The following is a 20,984-nucleotide window of genomic DNA, read 5'->3' on the forward strand; positions in this document are numbered from 1 at the left end:
GATAAGGAGCTTAGAATGATCCAAGACCGTTTAAACAACCGACCTAGAAAACGATTAGGATTTAAAACCCCCAATGAAGTATTTATGCAGTCCTTAAACCGTGTTGCACTTCGTGTTTGAATCTACGATTCATAATTTGGGCCTTCAAAAGACATCGCATCCAACATTCATAAACGACCCTTCTTGGCCGTTCTCCACCACCCAAATACCGCCAATTACCCAGTTTTGAGCGTCAGCAAGCCACCCTATACGAACCACCTGACCGTTGCGTCGAGTGACACTCGATAGTCGGGTCAAACCGACACTAAATGACCAGGGTCAAAAGTGAATTAGCCCTGAGTTTCCATCTAGCCCGTCCCAGTCGCAGGGTTGCTCATAGTCAAAAGGATTCCCGCGCTTGACCAAGGTAAGTCTCTACGCTAGACAAGCTCGACCATGATTAGCCGCAATCAAGCCAATATATAAGCCTGAGACAACATTAAATAGTGGAATTATGGCCTGCCCAGCACGATTCGAACGTGCGACCTACGCCTTAGAAGCTTTAAAAATGAGCAAAAACAATAGCAGAAACAATGACATAAGCCTTACAAGATCAGGTGTTCGATACGCACCGAGATCCGTGGAATCATGTGGAACTGACCGTGTGGTGTGTGGCATCCGCAGGTGTGGAGTCGGTCGAACCGACACTAAATAGTGTCGCGTTACCTGACGCTCATGAGGCCACTAAGGTCTTAATAAATATCGTTAAGGAGTTTAAACAATCTTTAAGAAATTAATTCTGGGATCTTTTTTCCAATAAATATGATGCCAAGTCATTTTTGCCTGCAAGATGCAAAAGAAAGCGATAAGCGATATAGGGCAAGATAATCAGCCAATAGAAACATGTTAGCGCCAAAATATGGGCAATGTCCCCATCACAAAAATTTCGCATGGATTCAATAAATCCCTCATGTTTAAAAAAGCCCTCTGCTCCAGCAGCAGAGTAACGCAGCAGAAGAGCAACGATAGATGCGAGGGTTGTACGAACTAAAACTGCTAAATAAATAGTGAATTTCACCTTAGGGTTGAATATCACTCCAACAGGAACAATCATTTCTACGGTGAGCATGATTTTTGACATCACCAAGGCCTGAATCACCGCAAACCCATAGGACTCAATTCCTTTTTCTGGCATATGAACGGCAGCTTGATTATAAAAAGTAATCGCAATAAACCAGAGTGAGAGGTAGATAGCTACTATTGGCAGCTCCTTTAACATTTCCTTCATGTGCCCTAAAAAGGTAAATTTCATATCAGGTCCGTTCAAAATAGGGAATTGCAGAGCTAAATCTACTGCAAACGATTTTCTAAATATTACCTTATTATTAAAGTCATCCTAATTCTTGAAGCCTGCGAAGCCATACCTTAAACATCATACAGATGCATCAATTCAAAGCACTACTGACTATCCTGATATTGTGTAACTTCAAACTTGTGCTCGCTCAAGATACAAATTCATTCTTTGAAGCACTCACTCCAGGAGAGGAAAGACTTATTTCTAGTGAGCGGCAATTACAAGCTCAAGATAATGTTGCCTCCGTTCCAATTTATTTCAACTTTGATCAAAAGGTAGGTTTGGGACATCAAGGCTCAACTCAATACACCCAAATAGAGCCCTGGCTTCCTTATCGCATTAATTCAGACTACAGTTATGTAGTACATCCTCAGATCACTTATCAGTCGTTCAACAATTTCGATGGGTACTCTAGCTCAGGTTTTAAACCAGTCATCATAGAAAGTTTTTTTACCGAATCCAACGAGTCTCGACTAAGAAACTCATTTGGTATTGGCCCAATGGTGCAAATCGGCACCAATATGCCCGCCATGTATGGAAGTTCACAAAATGCCGTGGGATACAGCATGGGCGCCATTCATCGAAGCGAGGATTGGATTGTGGGTGCTTATGCATACCAATCGTTTGGCCTTGGAGCAATGCCACTCAATGGCCCTAGTGCCAATAATGTTGGATTTCAACCTTTTATCACCTACATCACCAAAAGATATGGGAACATTACCCTTGATTGTGAATCGATCACGAATATGGATACCGGCGCCCGTGCCTATCCGATTAATTTAATGGGTAGCAAACTCATTGAAGTGGGTGATCTGCCCCTACTATTTACAATTGGTGCTCGGTACTACTCGGTCAATACCAACCTAGGTGGCGCGCAAGGTTGGGGTGGGCGGATCGGGCTTACCTATGCTTTTTCACATTAATACCTTATAAAGTTAACTTATGACATCAAATCAAACCCTTTACTTCAACGGTAATATTTTGACCATGGCCGGCGATCAACCTGAATATGTTGAAGCAGTATTGGTGAAAGATGGAAAAATTGCTTTTACTGGTAACAAACAAGAGGCAAATGCTTTGGCGAGTCCAGATGTCAAAATGCATGACCTACATGGTCACACCTTAACCCCAGGATTTATTGACACTTGGGGACACTTTGGTTTGTTTGCCCAGCAAACATTAAGTTTGAATGTTGGTTACTTCGCTGACAATCCTCCGCGCAGTAGATCTGAGTTAATTGCACAACTGAAAAAAGACGGCAAGCTTCTTAATGGATGGTTGATCGCAGCCGAGTACATGGATGGCTTAATGAAAGACGGACCATTAACTATTGCTGATTTAGATGCTGCTTTTCCAGATACGCCGGTACTTGTTCAAAACATTTCCACACTAGCGGGCTTGTTTAATACAGCTGGCCTAAAAAAACTAGGCATTACTGCAGATACTAAAGTTGAGTCTGGCACGATCGTAGTTGATCCGACTACTCATCAAATGACGGGCATCATTATTGGGCTACCCTATCTGAACGCAGTTGCTGCGGCTTATGGCCAATTTTCTCAGGATCTCACTTTTAAGACTTATCAAAGCGCAGAGAAAATTTATGCCTCATATGGCACTACGACTGCCCAGCACTATCAAGCCAGTCCTGAAGACATTCAACTGATGCGTCTCGCATCTGATAGCGGTGTTATTTCAATTGATTTAATTGCCCTCCCAATGAGTGATACGGTTGACACCCTACTACAAGGGAATCCCAACTATTCCTTTGGTGTCTACAGCAACGTTGATCGAGGCTTTAAGGTTGCAGGCATATTGATGTCAACAGATGGAGGGCCGCAGCTCAAGCTAGCCTACCTCTCTAAACCCTACAACGATACCACTGGCTTTCCGGATGGCTGGCGGGGCATGGCTTACTACACTCAAGATCAGGTTGATCACTACACTAAGTTGGCCTACGAAAAAAATATCCCGTTCTTTTGCTACAGCAATGGTGATGCAGGCATTGATATGGCCTTAGCCGCGATAAAAAAAGCAATTGCAGAAACTGGGATTACGGAAGATCGCCGCTCGACCATCTCCCATTCATTTTTTGCAAGGGAAGATCAGCTTGATGATTACAAAGCAAATCATATTATTGCCATTACTTTATCCAATCACATATGGTTATATGGAGATATCTATTTAGAGATCGTTGGTGAGGAACGCTCCGATCATTTTTGCCCCATGATGACAGCGCATAACAAAGGGATAGTAGTGGGAATCCATAATGACGTTCCCTCTTCTGGTCCGGACTGCTTATTTACTATTTGGAGTGCAGTCAATCGCAAAACAATGTCTGGAAAAACATTGGGTACTCAGGAAAAGATGGATCCTTACCTAGCATTGCAGGCGTTCACATGTAATGCTGCTTATGTATATCGCGAGGAGAATACGAAGGGTAAGATCCTGCCTGGCATGTTGGCAGATTTAGTGGAGTTGGATCAAAATCCTTTAACGATTGATCCAGATGCAATCAAAGATATTAAGGTGGTCAACACTATCAAAAATGGCAAAGTGATTTACTCCAGGAATGTCGAGTAGGCTTAAGAATGCGTCGGATTCATCGACGGGGGTATTCTCTAAAGTTCATAGCAATCATCAAACCAACTAGGCGCAATGAAAAGGCTTGAAACACTATTGATTAGGAGAATTTGGCCTGCCCACCACGATTCGAACGTGCGACCTGGGCCTTACTCCTGGCTTACAAACCCATCGTATAAGTGGCCATGACTGTCGTTGTTGATACGGCTTGGTATGGTTCTTGTCTATATATACCTGTAATGCCTAGTCTTTGGCTCTTGGCTACCAAATTTCTGGAAAGAACAAGACATGCCAAGAATGCAAAAAATCTATACACAACTCAATGAATCTGAAATCATTTGTGCAAGAGATCAAGGCAACTTGATAAAAGAGTACGTCCTCTCTGAGATGAAACGACTTTCATAAAATATATTTAGGTGGGCGGCGAAAATATTAACTTCACTTTATTTTTTATCCCCGGAGTATTAATCAATTTAATCAGTAATTGACGCCACACTCTAAAAACAACTTCGAAGGGATTGGCAGAATGATTAGGATGGGTTAATCCATAACTAATCTCGACGCCCTGCTCTTCTTTAGCATAGGTTCCAAATAAACGATCAAATACGATCAAAATCCCACCATAGTTTTTATCTAGGTACTCAGGATTACTGGCGTGATGTACCCGATGAGCTGATGGTGTATTCAAAATACCCTCCAGAAATCCCAGTCTGCCAATGAGCTTGGTGTGCAGCCAAAACTGATACATCAGGTTGATCGACAGCATGGTAAAGACCAGAATGGGGGAAAAGCCTAGCAGTACCAGGGGTAAAAAGAAGACCCAGCTAAAAGACAGGAAAGGCATCCATCCCAAACGATAAGCGGCTGATAAGGTCATTTCATTGGGAGAGTGATGCGTGCTATGGGTAGCCCACATCAAAAAGACTTCATGGGAGGCGCGGTGGTACCAGTAATAGCAAAACTCTAAGCCAATAAAGAGTGCCAGATAAACCCACCATGCATTGGGCATTGTATAAATTCGGTATTGCCATACAAAACTGGCCATAACCCCTTGGATTAGTAAACGGTTCACAATGCCGGTCAACTGGTGACCTAGACCCACCCCTAAAGAGGTTGCACTCTCTCTCCAAGGATAAGATTGAGTGAATTTCTTTTTGTAGCAATAAGACTCCACCAGAATTGCTAGCGCAACCAGCGGTAAGAAAAACATTAGTTGATAGTTTGAGAAGTACTGTTCCATTCCGATATTAAAGGATCCGGTAGATAAGGACGCCTAGATTCTAATAGACAATCTGTTGGTTTACCCGACAAAATTACTGTTGACCCAGTTGCTCACAGTTCACCAGATTCCACCGCGCAGGACCAAGGTAAGTCTCTACGCCGGCCAAGCTCATCCATGATTAGACACAATCGAGCCAATAGATAAGCCTGAAACTTCATTAAATTAGGAGGATTTGGCCTGCCCAGCACGATTCGAACGTGCGACCTACGCCTTAGAAGGGCGTTGCTCTATCCAGCTGAGCTATGGGCAGATAAATGCTGGAATTGAAGCTACTATCTAGAACTAAATAGGGAAAGTGGTCGGAGTACAAGGATTCGAACCTTGGACCCCCTGCTCCCAAAGCAGGTGCGCTACCAGGCTGCGCTACACTCCGACGGAATCTATATTCTACACCGACAGGGCCATTCGAGGCAAATCCTGTAAGATTTGGCACATGGTTGCCTATTTTTCCAGCAAATTTAACAAACGTATCCAGGGGGTAATTGCTCTTGGATTGATTGTAATTTGCTTGCTTGGAACCCACTGGGTCGGGCTTAATCACAGCATTTCACATGCACAAAACAGTCAAAGTATGGAGTTGGTTTCTGGCGACCTAGACCCCCTACTTCAACACAGCTCTGAGAGCTGTCATTTATTTGATGCTTTAAGTCTTGCCAGCTTTATCAGCTCCGACATTAATGTTGTCGAAATTCAAAACCAATTTAATGAAGTTTTATTTGGGTATGGTAATACCCTTAAAACTCCGCAGTCTGTTGCGCTCTACCAGTCCAGGGCACCACCCTCTTTATTTCTTTAAAAACGGAAGCGTTAAGTCATTCGGCTTGACTCGTTTATATGGTTTATCCGGTTTCTAATGCTGGATCGCTTTAAAGAATGGAAGATTCAAAATGCACGGTATGCAGCAGTTGCTTGCAAAGCGCAAATTACTTTACTTAGTTATTTCTGGTCTGACCAGCACGAGCGCTTTTGCGCAATCACCATCACAATTTGAAATTACTGCTACAGGCTCCCAAGAGTCAATGCAAAGTATTCTCACGCCGAATAAGATCTTGCAGGGCGATGAATTGTTAAATAAATTAGGAAGCACTCTGGGCGCAACTTTAGCCAATGAGTTAGGAGTATCTGCAACAGGATATGGCGCAGGCTCATCTCGACCGGTAATACGAGGTCTTGAAGGTTCGCGCGTACAAATTTTGCAAAATGGCTTATCCGTAGGTGATGTTTCCAATATTTCTCAGGATCATGCGGTTGGAAACAACATGCAAAATGCCCATCAAGTTGAAATTTTGCGGGGGGCTGCTGCATTGCTATATGGCTCGGGCTCGAGCGGGGGCTTAGTGAACGTCGTTGATGATCGTATTTTGACCAACCTTCCAGATAGCCCCTCTGGAGCAATTAATACAAGTTATGAAACAGCTAACAATGGGCGAGCAGGCGCGGTTGAGGTTGATAGCGCAGTTGGATCTTTAGCGTTTCACGTTGATACTGCCATTAACAATGCTAATAATTATCAAATCCCTGGATACGCAAATCAAAATGGGCCTAATCAAGAATGGTCTATCAATCCAGGGGCTCCTCAAAGTGTTCCTTACTCAGGAAAACTGCCTAATTCATGGAGTAACCAAAATAATTTAGGAGCCGGCTTATCTTATGTGGGTAGCTCGGGCTATACAGGGGTTTCTGTTGAGCGACTAAATAATAATTATGGAATACCGACGCCTGAAGGTGGCTTTATTAATCAGTCACAAAACCGCTACGACTTCCAGCATCAAACACGTGACCCATTTGAAGGTTTTTCATCCGTTAAATTTAGCGCTGCCAATTCCAATTACAACCATACGGAATTTGCCAATACAGGTGAAGCAGCTTCTGTATGGAAAAATATTGCCAACGAAGCTCGCCTTGAGCTGGCTCATAATCCTTTGCTTGGCTGGAAGGGCGTTTTTGGCGCTCAAGTTACAGCAGCTTCATTGAATGCAACTGAGGCAGGTACGGGAAGCTATGCGATTATTCCCCAAACCAAGACCAACTCAAATGCCCTATTTTGGGTTGAAGAAGGTAAATGGGGACCGGTGCAAGGTAATTTAGGATTGCGCTACAACAGCGTATTTCAAAACCCGAATACCGGTACTGCCCTTGATCAACAGACCATGGACAACGGCAGTTCTACGCCTACGATCACTTTGCAGAATCGACAATTTAATTTGATGTCATATTCAGCGGGTGGTTTATGGAATTTTATGCAAGGTCATGGTGTGGGTGTTGCATATACCGTATCGCAAAGAGCACCAACTGCCCAAGAGCTCTATTCATATGGAGCACATGAATCTACAGCCACTTTTGATATTGGAAATCCAAATCTCAATAAAGAGACTTCGCATAACTTTGAAATCAATGTGCAGAAAACGACTGGACTAATGCGCGGCAAGGCGAGCGCCTATGCAAACCGATTTAATAATTACATCTATGGTTATTACACTGGTCAATATGTACCAACATCAGAAAATTTTTCCGTCGTAACAGCTCAGCAAGCAGCAGCTACGATCAAGGGTATTGAGGGCGAGCTTTCCTATAATTGGAATCAGACTGGATTGGCTGGACGGATTTTTGGTGATGCATCTCAGGGTTCATTTGATGCAGGTGGTAATTTACCTCTCCAGCCAGCACCACGGCTCGGCGCTGAAATTGCGCATCAGAAAAATGGTTGGCTAGCAAATGCGACATATATCTATAGCTACCAGCAAAATCGATTAGCCAATTGGGAGATTGGTCCTGCTCCAAGCTATAACTTACTTAATGCAGGTCTTTCCTACACGGAGAGAGTTAAGGAAGTCAATTGGACAGTCTTCTTGAATATGAAGAATCTTTTGAATCAGCAGATTCGATATGCCACCACACCAATGTCCGTTAGACTGTTCGCGCCGCAGCCCGGACGGAGCTTTATGGTTGGCTTAAGAGGCGCATTTTAACTAATACACTTCAGGGACATACATCTCAGGGGGTACTGGTCCTCGCAAGTAATCGGGATTATGTACACGTGCAGGTAATGTAATGACCGGGTGATCAATTTCATTGTAAGGAATTTGATTGAGAAGATGGGTGATGCAATTTAAGCGCGCCTTCTTCTTATCATTGGCAGCGACAACCCACCATGGTGCTTCAGGAATATGAGTACGCTCGAGCATTGTTTCTTTGGCCTTGGTATAGGCCTCCCATAAACGGCGTGCCTCTAGATCCATCGGACTGAGTTTCCACTGTTTTAGGGGATCATAAATACGCATCATAAAGCGGTTGTATTGTTCATCATCTGAGATCGAGAACCAATACTTAATGAGAATAATTCCTGAGCTAATCATCATGCGCTCGAGATCAGGAACAGTTCGTAAGAACTCTTCATATTCTTGATCAGAACAAAAGCCCATGACTTTTTCGACACCAGCACGGTTATACCAACTACGGTCAAAAAGTACGATTTCTCCACCCGCAGGTAATTGAGAGATGTAGCGCTGGAAGTACCACTGGGTTTTTTCGCGCTCATTTGGTGCAGGTAAAGCAACTACTTTGCATACACGAGGATTTAAACGTTGAGTGATACGCTTAATCGCGCCACCCTTACCCGCTGAATCACGACCTTCAAAAAGCACTGCTACTTTAACTTTATTGGCCACTACCCAATCCTGTAGCTTTACTAACTCACCTTGAAGGCGGAATAATTCTTTAAAATAAACGTTTCGAGGAACATCGGTTTGATTATCTCCATCGTGAGATAGGCGATCGTCATCCAACTCCATCTCAAGTTCTTCATCCATGCTATCCAGAATCTCTTCTTGGGCACGGCGGTACCACTCTGCCATCTCTTTATGCTTTGAACTCATGATTTTTCCATTGGAATATTAATTACTTTTAAACCAAGGATATGACACTTTTGTTACAAAAAATACTCGTTATAGGACTAAGTAGGAAGAAATTTGTTCCTGGCTATGTAAAGCAAGCCATTTTCGATCATTCGAAAATTCTGGACTTCCCCCTGATGGCGGGAAAAAGGTTAGCTCAACACGAATATTTCGGTGCTTCAATATTTTTGCCATAGACTCCAAAAGGCCCATATCACCTATAAAAGCAGTCGTTTCAGTACGTAATTCTGTTTTTTTATCGAAATATTCAATGGCGAGGGAATATACGGGCACATGACTGATTACTGCAGACTCAAAGAGATTTGCCTTGAATGGGCGAACAGCAAAACCATCAGTTGATGTTCCCTCCGGGAAAATACAAATGGACTCCTTTTTTAACGCCTTGATCATGTTGCCCACCACCTCAATGGCATGCCTAGAATTACCGCGTTGAATAAAAACAGTGCCTAACTGTTTAGCCATCCAACCAAAAATAGGCCAGCCTTCTACCTCAGACTTCGCAACAAAACGAATGGGCTTAAAGGCGTTGATGGCATGAATATCCATCCAAGAAATATGATTCGATGCGAGTAGATAAGGTGTATCTGGAACGATCGATTGATTATTAATCTTGAGTTCAATCCCAAATAACACCAGCAATCGTTTTGACCAACGTTTGATGAGGACATCTTTAACTGATGGAGCGCTGAAAGGAAATTGAATTAAGAGAGTGCCAATACCTCCAATAACATGAGCCCAAATCAATAGCCAAAGGACTATCCTGCTTTGATTTGCATCCCTATTGGATGGGTGTTGCAGTTTCATATTCATATAGAGTAACAATATAAATCATTTGAATTTATTTGAAGCAGTCATAAAACTGACTTAAATCTGTCATGAGCTTTACACACTAAAGGGATTTAATGTTTACTCATGATGCATTACAGAGCCATCTGGATTTCAGACGTACACCTAGGTACATCAGGGTGTCAGGCAGACTACCTCCTCGATTTCTTGAAACACAATGAAGCCGATAAATTTTATCTTGTTGGCGACATCATCGATGGCTGGCGACTAAAAAAATCTTTTTACTGGCCACAAGCTCACAATGATGTGGTGCAAAAGCTGCTTCGTAAGGCGCGAAAAGGAACAGAGGTGATTTATGTTCCTGGAAATCACGACGAGAGTGCAAGACAGTTTTTCGGCCTTTCCTTTGGTGATGTGAAAGTTGTTGAGGAAGTAATCCACGTAACCGCTGACGGTAAAAAACTATGGGTTACGCATGGCGACTTATTTGATGGTGTCATGCAGTACGCCAAATGGTTAGCTTATGTGGGCGACACGCTCTACTCATTCATCCTCTATATCAATCGTTATTTCAATATGCTGCGGGTCAAGATGGGCTTGCAGTACTGGTCCTTATCGCAATACCTGAAACATCAAGTAAAAAATGCCGTCAGTTATATCGCCGATTTTGAGCACATTATGGCTCGAGAAGCACGCCTGAGAGGATGTGATGGTGTTGTATGTGGCCATATTCACAAAGCGGAAATACGGGAAATTGATGGCCTTCTCTATTGCAATGACGGTGACTGGGTCGAAAGCTTGACTGCATTAGTAGAGACTCATACTGGAGAACTCAAAATTGTCCATTGGCCTTACATCAAAGGCGAACCAGTAGAAACCCCTGAAATTACTTTCCAACCTGCTATTGACTCACTCATTAAAGAGGCTGCGCTATGAAAATTATGATCATTACCGATGCATGGGATCCACAAGTAAATGGTGTAGTTAGAACCCTAAAGCAGACTCGTGCTGAATTAATAGGAATGGGGCACGAGGTCGAGATGATTACCCCTAACGGTTTTAAATCAATCCCCTGCCCTACCTATCCGGATATTGCCCTCTCATTATTTCCAGGAAAGGAAGTAGCCCGCAGAATTAAAGAATTCGCACCAGATGCAATGCATATTGCAACAGAAGGGCCATTAGGCTTATCGGCGCGCTCTTATGCTGTTAGAAATAAGCTGCCATTTTCTACCGCTTATCACACTCGCTTCCCAGAATATGTCAAAGCGCGCACTGGTATACCTTTAGCTATCACCTATGCATTCTTACGCTGGTTTCATGGACCATCGATGGCTGTCATGGCGCCAACCATTGTGGTCAAAAATGATTTGGAAAAATACGGTCTTACTAACGTTGTTTTATGGTCGAGGGGCGTAGATTTAGATATTTTTAAGGTACAAGATTCCAAGGCTTTAAATACAGCTCACCCAATCTTCCTTTATGTAGGAAGAGTTGCAGTCGAGAAAAATATTAATGCCTTTTTAGAAATTGACTTACCTGGATCTAAATGGGTCGTGGGTGACGGTCCCGCCATGGCAGGAATCAAGGAAAAATATCCTGATATCAATTACCTAGGTGTATTACAGCAACATGAGTTAGCCAAAGTTTATGCCGCGGCAGATGTCTTTGTATTTCCAAGTAAAACTGATACTTTTGGCTTGGTACTACTTGAAGCTATGGCTTGCGGCACACCAGTTGCCGCCTATCCTGTAACTGGTCCTATAGATGTTTTAGGCAACTCTCCTGCGGGCGCAATGAATGAAGATCTGCGTGAGGCCTGTATGCAAGCCCTAAAGATTCCTCGTGAAGTTGCCAGAGCTCATGCAGAGAAGTTCTCCTGGAGAGCTGCTTCTGAGCAATTTGTAGACCACCTGAAGCCGGTGCCCACTACCGAAGTACATTTGACCGCCCTAGCCTAAGGATTTATTTTGAATAATAAGTATCACATCAATCAAAATCCTCATAAAGGTAATAAGGGATTTACACGCGCTTGGCATGCTGCCAAGAACTCTTGGTGTGGATTGGTATATGCCTTCATGGAGGAAAGCGCCTTTAGACAGGAATTAACCCTATTTGCGCTTTTAACCCCAGTAGCCATCTTTCTGCCCATCAATTATCTTGAGAAGGCATTGCTGGTCTCCTCATTGATTATGGTGTTGGTAGTGGAATTACTAAACTCGAGCGTAGAAGCAGCTATTGATCGCATCTCTTTTGAACATCACGATTTATCAAAACGTGCCAAAGACTTTGGCTCTGCAGCAGTAATGCTTGCGCTATTTATTGCAATCCTACTATGGGCTTCAGTTTGCATCCCCATTGTCTTAGAAATGTAATAAACGTTGCTTACGATAAATATTATCCATTTTAAGGTTAACTATGTCTGATATACCAAACCCGATCGCTGCATTTGATATCTTTTCTACAAAGAAAGATCGCAAGGCTAAGACCTCAAAAACCCTGACCCTAAAAAAACTTTCTAAAAAATTTGCTAAGAAGTTATTTGGAAAGAAATTTGCCACCAAGGCACGTACGCAATTGGCTATGCCTGAAGTTATTGTTTCGGAAAAGCCATTAGTAAAGGCTAAAAAAGCGGCCTTTCAGATCACCTGGGCGGCTAATTCAAATGAAATAAAAGAAGCTCAACGTTTGCGTTATAAAGTTTTTGCAGAAGAAATGGGTGCAACTCTCTCTCCTAATGCTGAAGGTTTAGACGTTGATGAGTTTGATGCCTACTGCGATCATTTATTGATACGTGATCAGGACACATTGAAGGTTGTAGGAACTTATCGTGTTTTACCGCCGCACAAGGCCCAAGAAATTGGTCGCCTCTACTCAGATTCTGAATTTGACCTATCTCGATTAAATCATTTACGACCAAAGCTAGTAGAGCTAGGAAGATCTTGTGTACACCAAGATTATCGATCTGGCGCGGTCATTATGGCGCTATGGAGTGGCTTAGCCCAATATATGCAAAAGAATGGTTATGAAATTATGCTGGGCTGTGCAAGCATTCCGATGGCGGATGGAGGACATTTTGCTGCTAGTCTCTATAACTCGCTCAGTGGCGATCAAATGGCGCCAACTGAGTTTCACGCATTTCCACGTTTACCTTTGCCATTAGATAAATTGAATGGTGGTTTAGAGGTAGATGCACCACCCCTAATCAAGGGCTACCTGAAACTTGGCGCAAAAATTTGCAGTGCTCCAGCCTGGGATCCTGATTTTAATACAGCAGATTTATTGACGATGCTAAGGCTATCTGAGATCAACCCAAGATATGCAAAGCACTTTTTGGGTCTCTAGGCTTACTTCAGGCTGACCTCATAAGATCGGCCGACTCTTTCCCATTCGGCCGCTTCTTTTTGCAAGCTAAATTCAGTCAGTGGGTGTTCTTGCGCCCACTCTTTAGATAGGCTTACCAAATAAGACCCCCCATGCTCAGACACCTTTACCTTTGGTAGGTCGTTGTCATTACGACCCCGACAAAGAACTTGAGCCAGACGCAGACAAAAAAGCATGCGCCAATCATTAAAGCTGGGGTTATGGGCCAACTTACCTAGTTTTCCAGCATGACCTATTAATAAGGCAGCTAATCTCGCCTGATCATTCTTGGAGAAGCCTGGCATATCTGCATTCCCTGCAATATAGGCAGAATGTTTATGGTATCCGTTATGGGATATTGAAAGACCGATCTCATGCAGATTGGCTGCCCATTGCAACAGGGCGATGTTGTCAGATCTATTTTCACTATCGGGCTTTGGCAATTGCGCTAAAAATTCAGCAGCCAGCTTTCCTACGCGGGTTGACTGATCACGATCAACTGTATAGCGCTGCATAAACTGCTCTACGGTTACATAACGCATATCGTGATGCTGGGACCGACCTAATAAATCGTATAAAACACCGACACGTAAGGCTGCATCTGTGACTTCCATGGATTCAATGCCCAGCTCATCAAAGACGGCAAGCATAATTGCTAATCCGCCAGGCCAAACAGCTCTCCTGTCATCTTTTAGTCCAAGTAATTGGACCTGGCTAATATGTTCATACTTGAGCAGGTGCTTCTTGAGGGCTCTAAGACCCTCTCTTGTAATGAGACCACTACCGCCAGTGACGCGACCCATTGTTAATCCATCAGATTGACCATTGAAATCATTCTGTGAGATGAGCTCCGCTAAAGCTCTGGCAGTACCTGAGGATCCGATAACCTGCTTCCAGCCACTTTTCAGATAGGCACCCGATATGACTTGAATTTCGCGACGAGCAGCTAATTCAGCCTCTTTAAATGCATGGCTATCAATATTGCCCTTAGGGAAAAAACGCATGCTGTGGGAGACGCAGCCTATATATAAACTTTCCATGAGCCTTGGCTCATAGCCTTTACCAATAATAAATTCAGTAGATCCTCCACCGATATCCACCACCAGTCGATTGCCTTGAACTGCCGGAACTTCATGCGCTGCGCCGATATAGATCAAACGAGCTTCTTCAACTCCTGCAATCACTTCAATAGGGAATCCCAAAGCAACTTGTGCATCCTCAATAAATTGTTGAGAATTTTTAGCCACCCTCAAGGTATTAGTAGCTACCGCACGGACATTGGCAGGATCGAAACCTCGAATACGCTCACCAAAACGACGAATTGCCGTCAAACCGCGTTGGTAGGCATCATTTCCTAAAATCTTATTATCAGTAAGACCCGCAGCCAAACGAACGGATTCGCGCAAGGTATCAATAGGACGCAGTTGAGTGCCAGATGGGGTATTCACAGCCTGAGCCACCAGCATACGAAAGCTGTTCGAGCCCAAGTCCACCGCAGCAACTAAATCTGCTGGATTAGAGATTGAATCGGCAGGATGAGCTAACAAAATACTCCCTAAACTTGTAAACGCTACTCAATTATGTCTATTTTATGAAAAAGGAATGACAAATTGATGAAATGAATGCGTAGTCTACTAGGGTATTGATTAAGCAGCTAAATTTTGCTCGGCGCTAGTACAGTCTAAATCGCCGAAGCTACAGAAAATGCAGCAATCACCCGATTTAGGCTTCAAAATAGCACTGCACGCACTGCAGCGATACAGGTGCTGCGAAGAGCCCTTAGGAATTTCCAGAACTTCAGCGGCGTGACATTGCGGACAAGTAATAGTCGAATGCTGGATTGCAAGATTGATATTCACAGCGCTATATTGAACCGTTAATATTTCAGAAATATGTCAGTATTTCTTTTGAGATTAATCGGTTGTGCTGGGACTCCAGAAGGCTTGAGTTACATATTCTTTAGCAGCGATCTTATCAATAAGCTGATCCATTTCATGGCCATCTACCGCTGAAGTTGTTAATACTGCCTGAATTTCTACTTCGTCAGAGCCAAACTGATGGACTTCAATGTCTTGGGTTTGATAACCAGCAGACTCCAATGCCTCGATAAATTGTTTCAGAGCAATTTTTTGAGTGTGTTTAGGGGTAATAATATAGACAGAATTAGTTACCTCCACTGATTGGGTATCCAAGGGCTGCCTATTAATAACGCTGACAACTGGCCTCAAAAGCGTATTTGCTGCAAGAACAAAGATGGTCGCTAGGCAAGCTTCCAATATGAGATCAGCGCCAGCACATGCTCCCACTGCACCTGAAGCCCAGAGAGTGGCAGCAGTATTAATACCACGGACATTGCCCTCCTCTCTCATGATGACACCCGCTCCAAGAAATCCGATACCAGAAACTACATATGCCATGACATGTACGGCACCTTCATGACCAGTCAAGCGATTTGCAGCATCTACAAATATGGCAGCACCTATCGCAACCAAGATATTGGTCCGCAGACCTGCAGTTCTTTGGCGGTACTGTCTCTCAAGGCCTATTAAGCCACCCAATAGAAAGGCTGCAGACAGGCTAATGGCCGTATCGGCAAGAGATACCAGATTAATATTTTGAAATGCTTCCATCGCTTATGAAGACTTTACTTTTGACCTAGACCCAGGGTATCAACCATTACTTTAAATACTTCAGTGTTATCCATGAAGCCTTTAAATTTCTCAGAGCCCGGGCCCATTGCATTTAAAACAGCATCATCTGCAGTATGAACGCCGGTATCTTGTTGGGCCGGTAAATTGCCGCCAACGTGAATGGCATCTTCTTGTAATTGCTGGTACTTTGGATTTGCAACATATTTACCGCCTTCACCTTTTACCGCAGGCACAAACGTACCATCCAATTTTGGATGCATTGTTTCGTAGTGATCTGGATAATTGCCGTAGAAAAAGGCAAGACGCTTTGAAACATCGATTTGACTTGGGTAACCCTGGACATCCGCCTTAGGATAATTTGGATAGCCTGCATCAGCATAAATCCCGACCTTTTCGCGCAAAGGTCCTGGCTTCTCATCATTAATAACGCCACTTATAGAGCCACTATGGGTATGGTCAGGCGTAACAATAATAAGAGTATCAGGATGAGTTTTGGCAAACTCTTTTGCTATTTGAACAGCATTACTCAACATGATGGTGTCAAATGCAGCTCGCTCCCAATCTAGTGGGTGATTAAACTTATCAATCAAAGCCGCCTCCACCATTAGAAAAAACCCATTCGGATTTCTGGAAAGTACCTCAATGGCAGAGGAGGTCATCTCAGTTAAATCGGGTTGGTTGGGATACTGATTCACAGTATTCTTTTTTAGAAATAAACGATCAAGAGATCCATCCATATTATCTGGATGGAATACACCGAATAATTTTTTGGTGTTTTTATTTTCAGCAGCAGAAAGTAATTCTTGTTTTGTCAGGGCTATTTGATAGCCATCAGATTTAAATACATCAACAAGATTTTTATCATCATTCCTTTTAGAGCCCTTTGTTGACTTAGGATAAAAATAAGCCGATCCACCACCTAGAATAACTTCGGCACCACTTGCTAGCAATTGATCAGCAATATATTGCTTATCGGCACGTCGTCTTGTATGGGAGACTACTGCGCCAGGTGTGGCGTCCTGTAGCTCAGCATCAGAAACGATTCCAACAGACATTTTCGTTTTTCGCTTTATCAACTCAGAAATGGTTTCCACCTTTGGGTGCGATAAATTATCGCTAGCCCGAGAAACATAAACACCCATAGCATTAACAGCAGTTTTGTGTCCCGTAGTGTAGGCACTCATAGAGTTAGCAGAATCGGTGATCAAAGAATCAGATCCAGAGGTGCCAATCATGGCCGTACTAGGCATATCATCAAATGCAAGTCTTCCTTGATACTTCCCCTCAATAATGCCCTTTGATAAGACTCGAGCTGCAGTGCGATTAGCAATGGTCATGCCATCGCCCACGAAAAGAATCACGTTTTTAACGCGACGGGGCCCACTGGAATAGACGTCCCAAGTGACTTCTGCTTTTTCTTGCGGTGTCTTGGCTGTTAATAAATATTTACCTGACTTAGATAGCTGTACATCTCGATAAAGGAGCGAGCTTCCCTTGCCGCCTTCGTTTGAAATAAACTCAGGCTTTACTTTAATCATTTTTGATATTGGTTTTCCATTGAGCTCCACAACAATATCTTCAGGACTATTAATACTATTGAGTTCAATCTTGATATTGAACTTCGCACCCGTCAAAATTGCCGCATTATCGATTGGATAGATGACTGCCGAATTTGCTAGAGCAGCGTAGCTTGTGAATACAAATGGCAGTATTAATTTAGAAATCTGGGCAAGGTTCATGATTTGAGATGTGGAACTAACAATAAAATTCCAATATCCACAATGCAGATGTCATTTATGTGACAAAGCCTTATATTGGCGCTAAAGAGCGGTTTTTTTACTAGCTACCTTAAGCACTCCACTTTTAACGGCCCTGCGAAACTCCTCATAATCGGACTCATTTTGTTTGGCATAAGACCTTGCAAAAGCATACAAAGCTTCAGTAAGCCCTTTGGATTCCCCCCAATAACCCGCAATCAAGGCTGCATCGCCTGAGCGGGCATGCCCTAGTGCGAGAGCCCATCCAAAAAGTTTAGCGTAATCCGGAAGGGTTTTTAAGGTAACGCCGCCTGAGCCGACAGCGATTCCGCCCTTCATATCCCGCAATTGACGCAGATAAAAACCCTGACTGTGATCAATATCGTATTGAATGGAGCCGTAGTTCAAAAATATGTCTGGCGCCCCCTGAAGCAGTCTTTGACCAGCTACCACACGTCTTCCCATATCTCGATAAATAGATTCTCCAAGATAAGGGGAGAGAACTGATCTCTGAGCTTCTTTGTATTGAAGAAATAGCGGATCTTTTGGACCATCACCCTCGAAGTAGAAGACCATACAGTTAGTACCTACACTGCCCACCCCCACCACTTTGCGGGCAAAGTCTTTTAATGAGTAGCGTTCGAACAAAATTTGTCTGTCCGCTAATAAAGTATGCGAATAATTGAGTAAAGCTTTGTCAATTAATGTAGATAATGACACGCCATAAGCACTCTTTTTAAAATGCTCAATAAGTGGTGGTCTATTAATAATTTTTCTGTTCTTACCAACAATAGTAGTAAGACTCTCTAGGACCTGAATATTACTTTGGTCCTTGACTTGCTTCAACATGGCATCCAAATATTGTTGATGTTCCTTGCTAAAGTGCTTCCGGATATCACTCTCACCGATGAACTCTTGTGCAATTGCTAAATAAGGCATCTGAGCATATTGCGTCATACGTTTTTGGTATTCAGAGCAAATTCGATATACCAACTTTTTGCTTATGCCCTTATCTCCACACATGGATTCACAGGCAATGACAGCACTTGCGACTAATCGCTTTATATCCCACTCCCAACTTCCAGGCAGCGTCTCATCAAAATCATTTATCCCAAAAACGAGGCGATGTTCTGCCGTACCAAATAAACCAAAATTAGACACGTGCATATCACCGCACAACTGTTCGGTGATATTGGTTGACGGTTGATTGGCTAAATCTTGAGCCATGATGGCCGCACCGCCACGATAAAAGGCAAATGGCGATTGCAGCATCCGCTGATAACGAATTGGAATCAGCTCTTGGATGCGGCTCTTTGCCTGCTTCTCCAGAATCTCAACTGGGTTAATGCGATGCTTAGGAGGAGTATAAGTGCCCTGCGTCACAAAACTAACCTGCTTACGTTTGGCTTTTCAATCTGCCATACGCTTTTTGATACTAGGCCGTGGATCTTGAAATGACTCTACAGAGTGTAAAACGGCATATTTCGGTTTAATTGCTAATGACATAAAGAGATCCAGATGGCCTGTAACCACCATCTTAATACCGATTGCCCCCCCTGTGCCCCTTATCTAAAAATTGAGAAGCTTAAGCTTTTCCTGAATACTTGCAGGCAAGGTTGCAAACCAGGCATGTTCGCTACCAACCTCAGGAAGAATCTGACCATATTCAATCATTTGATCTGGAGCCAATTCGTCGATATATGCCCAAATATGGTGGCTCGCTAACTTACTCGCTTTTTGAACAGCAACCTCTAACTCAACTAACAATTGCTTTTTGATTTGTGCAGTTCTCCCAAGTCGTATTTGTCCGCACAAGAAAATATGCGGTTCATCAAGCAATACGCCACCGATAAAGCAATCATGCTGATCCAATTGCTTAAAGATGACCTGGGCAAAATAAGCATCGGCACCCGTTACATCGGCATGTATTTTTGTTACAGCTTGGGCGATAGTAAATTTTTGATGGGTAGTAAGAGAAATTCCAGCGTAATAAACGCTATAAGTTGCCATAGGAATCTTTTAAAAAATTAAATTATTTCGTCAAGTCGTAATCTATATTTGCCATCCAATATGAATGCTTGTGTATTTCTATCTTCCGTAACCTTAAATTGGACTTTCTTACCAGAAGATAAAAATGATTGTGATGAAGTGATTTGAACTTCTTTTCTAAAAACATCAGAGAGATACTTTTTAAGTTCAGAATTCATAAGGCTCTCACTCCTTTATTAATGTAGGTTTCGCAATCCTAGCGATCATTTATTTCAGTTTTATTAATAGCCATATTTAATAAGCTTAGCTACCTAGCTTATATTTGGAAAAACGATTTGAATAAGCTAAACGAGCTTCGTTCCAGGCTTGCATTAGTTGTATGGTAAATTTTTTCATGTCCTATACTTATGGTGAAAGATTTAAAGAAGTATTCTTTTTTGAAGAAATATCAGCGTTAAGATGTAATGATCAGTCATCAACATGACAAGGATGAGTCTATTTCGTGTCAAATCAAAGTTCATGAGATACACTGATTTCTCAAGTTGAAACTCTGAGAATGGAAAATACAATGGCTCACTGGGACCAATACGCAACGATTGCTTTGAGACTGGGTTTGGCTCTATTGGCCGGATCTATCCTTGGACTAAATCGTTGGCTTCACCATAAGTCAGCTGGTATTCGCACCCATTCTTTGGTATCCATTGGCGCAGCCACGGCCGTAATATTAATAAGTGATTTTATTCACGATGATGCACAGTCATTGAGTCGAGTTCTTCAAGGTCTCATTACTGGATTAGGATTTTTAGGTGCAGGGGTCATTATTCACGAACAACGATCCTCGAAAATTCATGGGCTGACAACAGCCGCCAGTATTTGGACCTGCGCTTTAGTTGGGGCGGCTTTTGGAGGTGGTCAATTTATGTTGGGCCTGTTTAGTATTGGGGCAATCTTTCTAGCCCTAGCTCTTGGGGGCCCCTTAGAAAAGCTGGTTGCACGGTTTCTTGGGATTAAAAGAGGGTCTGAAATATCTGAGGAACCAGAGTAAAAGTTAACAAAAATGCCCAAAAATAGCGTTTTGTCATATTCATTTGCTAGGATGAGCCCCTTAATTCACCAAAAGTCATAAATATGAGCAAATATCAATACGAAGACGCAGTTAAACAGCTGCAGGAAACAGGCAGTATTAGTCTGGATGACTTCAAAAATCTCTCCCATGATGACCTCGCGGAGCTTTTTGAGGAAATTAAGGTTTGGTGCTTATATGCCAATGGAAAGACAGAAAAGCTTCCCAAAGAGTCGAAGAAAAAGAAAAAGAAAAAGAAGGAGTAG

At 42.9% G+C, this 20,984-nt stretch carries 20 protein-coding genes and 2 tRNA genes; 9 read left to right on the forward strand and 13 right to left on the reverse strand.

Annotation, left to right across the window (positions count from 1 at the left end):
- Positions 1 to 772: 772 nt before the first annotated feature.
- Positions 773 to 1,291 (reverse strand): hypothetical protein, encoded by a 519-nt coding sequence (locus ICN47_RS10550; protein ID WP_216219902.1) that lies wholly within the window; start codon positions 1,289 to 1,291, stop codon positions 773 to 775.
- A gap of 128 nt (positions 1,292 to 1,419) precedes the next feature.
- Between ICN47_RS10550 and ICN47_RS10555 the strand changes: the two genes are divergently transcribed.
- Entirely contained in the window at positions 1,420 to 2,256 is an 837-nt protein-coding gene (locus tag ICN47_RS10555; protein WP_216219903.1) for a hypothetical protein, read from the forward strand.
- 19 nt (positions 2,257 to 2,275) lie between these two features.
- Complete coding sequence (locus tag ICN47_RS10560; RefSeq protein ID WP_216219904.1) at positions 2,276 to 3,913, forward strand: amidohydrolase; 1,638 nt, start codon at positions 2,276 to 2,278, stop codon at positions 3,911 to 3,913.
- Between the two features lie 412 nt (positions 3,914 to 4,325).
- Here the strand turns inward: ICN47_RS10560 and ICN47_RS10565 are convergent, their stop codons facing one another.
- From ICN47_RS10565 to ICN47_RS10575, 3 genes are all read right to left on the reverse strand, one after another.
- A complete protein-coding gene (locus ICN47_RS10565; RefSeq protein ID WP_216208899.1) occupies positions 4,326 to 5,153 on the reverse strand; it encodes a sterol desaturase family protein in 828 nt (275 codons plus the stop codon).
- 215 nt (positions 5,154 to 5,368) lie between these two features.
- Positions 5,369 to 5,445 (reverse strand) — tRNA-Arg (locus ICN47_RS10570).
- A 46-nt stretch (positions 5,446 to 5,491) separates the two neighbouring features.
- Positions 5,492 to 5,568 (reverse strand) — tRNA-Pro (locus ICN47_RS10575).
- Between the two features lie 514 nt (positions 5,569 to 6,082).
- Here ICN47_RS10575 and ICN47_RS10580 point away from each other — a divergent pair.
- On the forward strand, positions 6,083 to 8,164 hold the full coding sequence (locus tag ICN47_RS10580) for a TonB-dependent receptor (protein WP_216219905.1): 2,082 nt from the start codon (positions 6,083 to 6,085) through the stop codon (positions 8,162 to 8,164).
- Here the strand turns inward: ICN47_RS10580 and ppk2 are convergent, their stop codons facing one another.
- Together ppk2 and ICN47_RS10590 are read right to left on the reverse strand one after the other, a co-directional pair.
- On the reverse strand, positions 8,165 to 9,070 hold the full coding sequence (gene ppk2 / locus ICN47_RS10585; protein WP_216219906.1) for a polyphosphate kinase 2: 906 nt from the start codon (positions 9,068 to 9,070) through the stop codon (positions 8,165 to 8,167). It lies immediately after the preceding gene.
- A gap of 69 nt (positions 9,071 to 9,139) precedes the next feature.
- Positions 9,140 to 9,913 carry a 1-acyl-sn-glycerol-3-phosphate acyltransferase gene (locus tag ICN47_RS10590; RefSeq protein WP_216219907.1) on the reverse strand — a complete coding sequence of 258 codons (774 nt, stop codon included), beginning with the start codon at positions 9,911 to 9,913 and terminating at the stop codon, positions 9,140 to 9,142.
- A gap of 108 nt (positions 9,914 to 10,021) precedes the next feature.
- Between ICN47_RS10590 and ICN47_RS10595 the strand changes: the two genes are divergently transcribed.
- The 4 genes from ICN47_RS10595 to ICN47_RS10610 are packed head-to-tail and all read left to right on the forward strand — an operon-like array spanning position 10,022 to position 13,240.
- Positions 10,022 to 10,831 (forward strand): UDP-2,3-diacylglucosamine diphosphatase, encoded by an 810-nt coding sequence (locus tag ICN47_RS10595; protein WP_370626317.1) that lies wholly within the window; start codon positions 10,022 to 10,024, stop codon positions 10,829 to 10,831.
- The gene (locus ICN47_RS10600; RefSeq protein ID WP_216219908.1) at positions 10,828 to 11,856 is read left to right on the forward strand and encodes a glycosyltransferase family 1 protein; all 1,029 of its coding nucleotides are present in this window, start codon (positions 10,828 to 10,830) and stop codon (positions 11,854 to 11,856) included. Before ICN47_RS10595 ends, ICN47_RS10600 begins: the two co-directional genes overlap by 4 nt.
- Positions 11,857 to 11,865: 9 nt before the next feature.
- Positions 11,866 to 12,270, forward strand: coding sequence for a diacylglycerol kinase (locus ICN47_RS10605; protein WP_216219909.1), 405 nt, complete (start codon positions 11,866 to 11,868; stop codon positions 12,268 to 12,270).
- Positions 12,271 to 12,313: 43 nt separating this feature from the next.
- Positions 12,314 to 13,240: a GNAT family N-acetyltransferase gene (locus tag ICN47_RS10610; protein WP_255539004.1), complete on the forward strand. Its 927-nt coding sequence runs from the start codon at positions 12,314 to 12,316 to the stop codon at positions 13,238 to 13,240.
- A gap of 2 nt (positions 13,241 to 13,242) precedes the next feature.
- Here the strand turns inward: ICN47_RS10610 and ICN47_RS10615 are convergent, their stop codons facing one another.
- The 7 genes from ICN47_RS10615 to ICN47_RS10640 form a co-directional block, all read right to left on the reverse strand.
- On the reverse strand, positions 13,243 to 14,781 hold the full coding sequence (locus ICN47_RS10615; RefSeq protein ID WP_370626322.1) for an exopolyphosphatase: 1,539 nt from the start codon (positions 14,779 to 14,781) through the stop codon (positions 13,243 to 13,245).
- Between the two features lie 123 nt (positions 14,782 to 14,904).
- Positions 14,905 to 15,117 (reverse strand): GDCCVxC domain-containing (seleno)protein, encoded by a 213-nt coding sequence (locus tag ICN47_RS13055; RefSeq protein ID WP_370626318.1) that lies wholly within the window; start codon positions 15,115 to 15,117, stop codon positions 14,905 to 14,907.
- 54 nt (positions 15,118 to 15,171) lie between these two features.
- A complete protein-coding gene (locus tag ICN47_RS10620; RefSeq protein WP_216219910.1) occupies positions 15,172 to 15,888 on the reverse strand; it encodes an MgtC/SapB family protein in 717 nt (238 codons plus the stop codon).
- A 14-nt stretch (positions 15,889 to 15,902) separates the two neighbouring features.
- Positions 15,903 to 17,648 (reverse strand): alkaline phosphatase, encoded by a 1,746-nt coding sequence (locus ICN47_RS10625; RefSeq protein WP_216219911.1) that lies wholly within the window; start codon positions 17,646 to 17,648, stop codon positions 15,903 to 15,905.
- Between the two features lie 81 nt (positions 17,649 to 17,729).
- Entirely contained in the window at positions 17,730 to 19,049 is a 1,320-nt protein-coding gene (locus ICN47_RS10630; protein WP_216219912.1) for a DUF2252 domain-containing protein, read from the reverse strand.
- Between the two features lie 186 nt (positions 19,050 to 19,235).
- Positions 19,236 to 19,676, reverse strand: coding sequence for a tautomerase family protein (locus tag ICN47_RS10635; RefSeq protein ID WP_216219913.1), 441 nt, complete (start codon positions 19,674 to 19,676; stop codon positions 19,236 to 19,238).
- Positions 19,677 to 19,693: 17 nt separating this feature from the next.
- Entirely contained in the window at positions 19,694 to 19,873 is a 180-nt protein-coding gene (locus ICN47_RS10640) for a hypothetical protein (RefSeq protein WP_216219914.1), read from the reverse strand.
- A gap of 350 nt (positions 19,874 to 20,223) precedes the next feature.
- On the opposite strand from ICN47_RS10640, the gene ICN47_RS10645 reads away from it, so the two are divergent.
- Both ICN47_RS10645 and ICN47_RS10650 read left to right on the forward strand, forming a co-directional pair.
- Positions 20,224 to 20,700: an MgtC/SapB family protein gene (locus ICN47_RS10645; RefSeq protein WP_216219915.1), complete on the forward strand. Its 477-nt coding sequence runs from the start codon at positions 20,224 to 20,226 to the stop codon at positions 20,698 to 20,700.
- Between the two features lie 83 nt (positions 20,701 to 20,783).
- A complete protein-coding gene (locus ICN47_RS10650; RefSeq protein ID WP_216219916.1) occupies positions 20,784 to 20,984 on the forward strand; it encodes a hypothetical protein in 201 nt (66 codons plus the stop codon).

The sequence above is a fragment of the Polynucleobacter sp. AP-Latsch-80-C2 genome, from assembly GCF_018882185.1.
In the GTDB taxonomy this organism is placed as follows: domain Bacteria; phylum Pseudomonadota; class Gammaproteobacteria; order Burkholderiales; family Burkholderiaceae; genus Polynucleobacter.

What these genes read in the sequence shown, in the direction of transcription:
- ICN47_RS10635 (WP_216219913.1), bottom strand. Translation starts at nt 19,676, where the DNA reads ATGGCAACTTATAGCGTTTATTACGCTGGAATTTCTCTTACTACCCAT.
- ICN47_RS10625 (WP_216219911.1), bottom strand. Translation starts at nt 17,648, where the DNA reads ATGAACCTTGCCCAGATTTCTAAATTAATACTGCCATTTGTATTCACA.
- ICN47_RS10590 (WP_216219907.1), bottom strand. Translation starts at nt 9,913, where the DNA reads ATGAAACTGCAACACCCATCCAATAGGGATGCAAATCAAAGCAGGATA.
- ICN47_RS10650 (WP_216219916.1), top strand. Translation starts at nt 20,784, where the DNA reads ATGAGCAAATATCAATACGAAGACGCAGTTAAACAGCTGCAGGAAACA.
- ICN47_RS10580 (WP_216219905.1), top strand. Translation starts at nt 6,083, where the DNA reads ATGCACGGTATGCAGCAGTTGCTTGCAAAGCGCAAATTACTTTACTTA.
- ICN47_RS10560 (WP_216219904.1), top strand. Translation starts at nt 2,276, where the DNA reads ATGACATCAAATCAAACCCTTTACTTCAACGGTAATATTTTGACCATG.
- ICN47_RS10550 (WP_216219902.1), bottom strand. Translation starts at nt 1,291, where the DNA reads ATGAAATTTACCTTTTTAGGGCACATGAAGGAAATGTTAAAGGAGCTG.
- ICN47_RS10600 (WP_216219908.1), top strand. Translation starts at nt 10,828, where the DNA reads ATGAAAATTATGATCATTACCGATGCATGGGATCCACAAGTAAATGGT.
- ICN47_RS10565 (WP_216208899.1), bottom strand. Translation starts at nt 5,153, where the DNA reads ATGGAACAGTACTTCTCAAACTATCAACTAATGTTTTTCTTACCGCTG.
- ICN47_RS10620 (WP_216219910.1), bottom strand. Translation starts at nt 15,888, where the DNA reads ATGGAAGCATTTCAAAATATTAATCTGGTATCTCTTGCCGATACGGCC.
- ICN47_RS10610 (WP_255539004.1), top strand. Translation starts at nt 12,314, where the DNA reads ATGTCTGATATACCAAACCCGATCGCTGCATTTGATATCTTTTCTACA.
- ICN47_RS10555 (WP_216219903.1), top strand. Translation starts at nt 1,420, where the DNA reads ATGCATCAATTCAAAGCACTACTGACTATCCTGATATTGTGTAACTTC.
- ICN47_RS10645 (WP_216219915.1), top strand. Translation starts at nt 20,224, where the DNA reads ATGGCTCACTGGGACCAATACGCAACGATTGCTTTGAGACTGGGTTTG.
- ICN47_RS10595 (WP_370626317.1), top strand. Translation starts at nt 10,022, where the DNA reads ATGATGCATTACAGAGCCATCTGGATTTCAGACGTACACCTAGGTACA.
- ICN47_RS10640 (WP_216219914.1), bottom strand. Translation starts at nt 19,873, where the DNA reads ATGAATTCTGAACTTAAAAAGTATCTCTCTGATGTTTTTAGAAAAGAA.
- ppk2 (WP_216219906.1), bottom strand. Translation starts at nt 9,070, where the DNA reads ATGAGTTCAAAGCATAAAGAGATGGCAGAGTGGTACCGCCGTGCCCAA.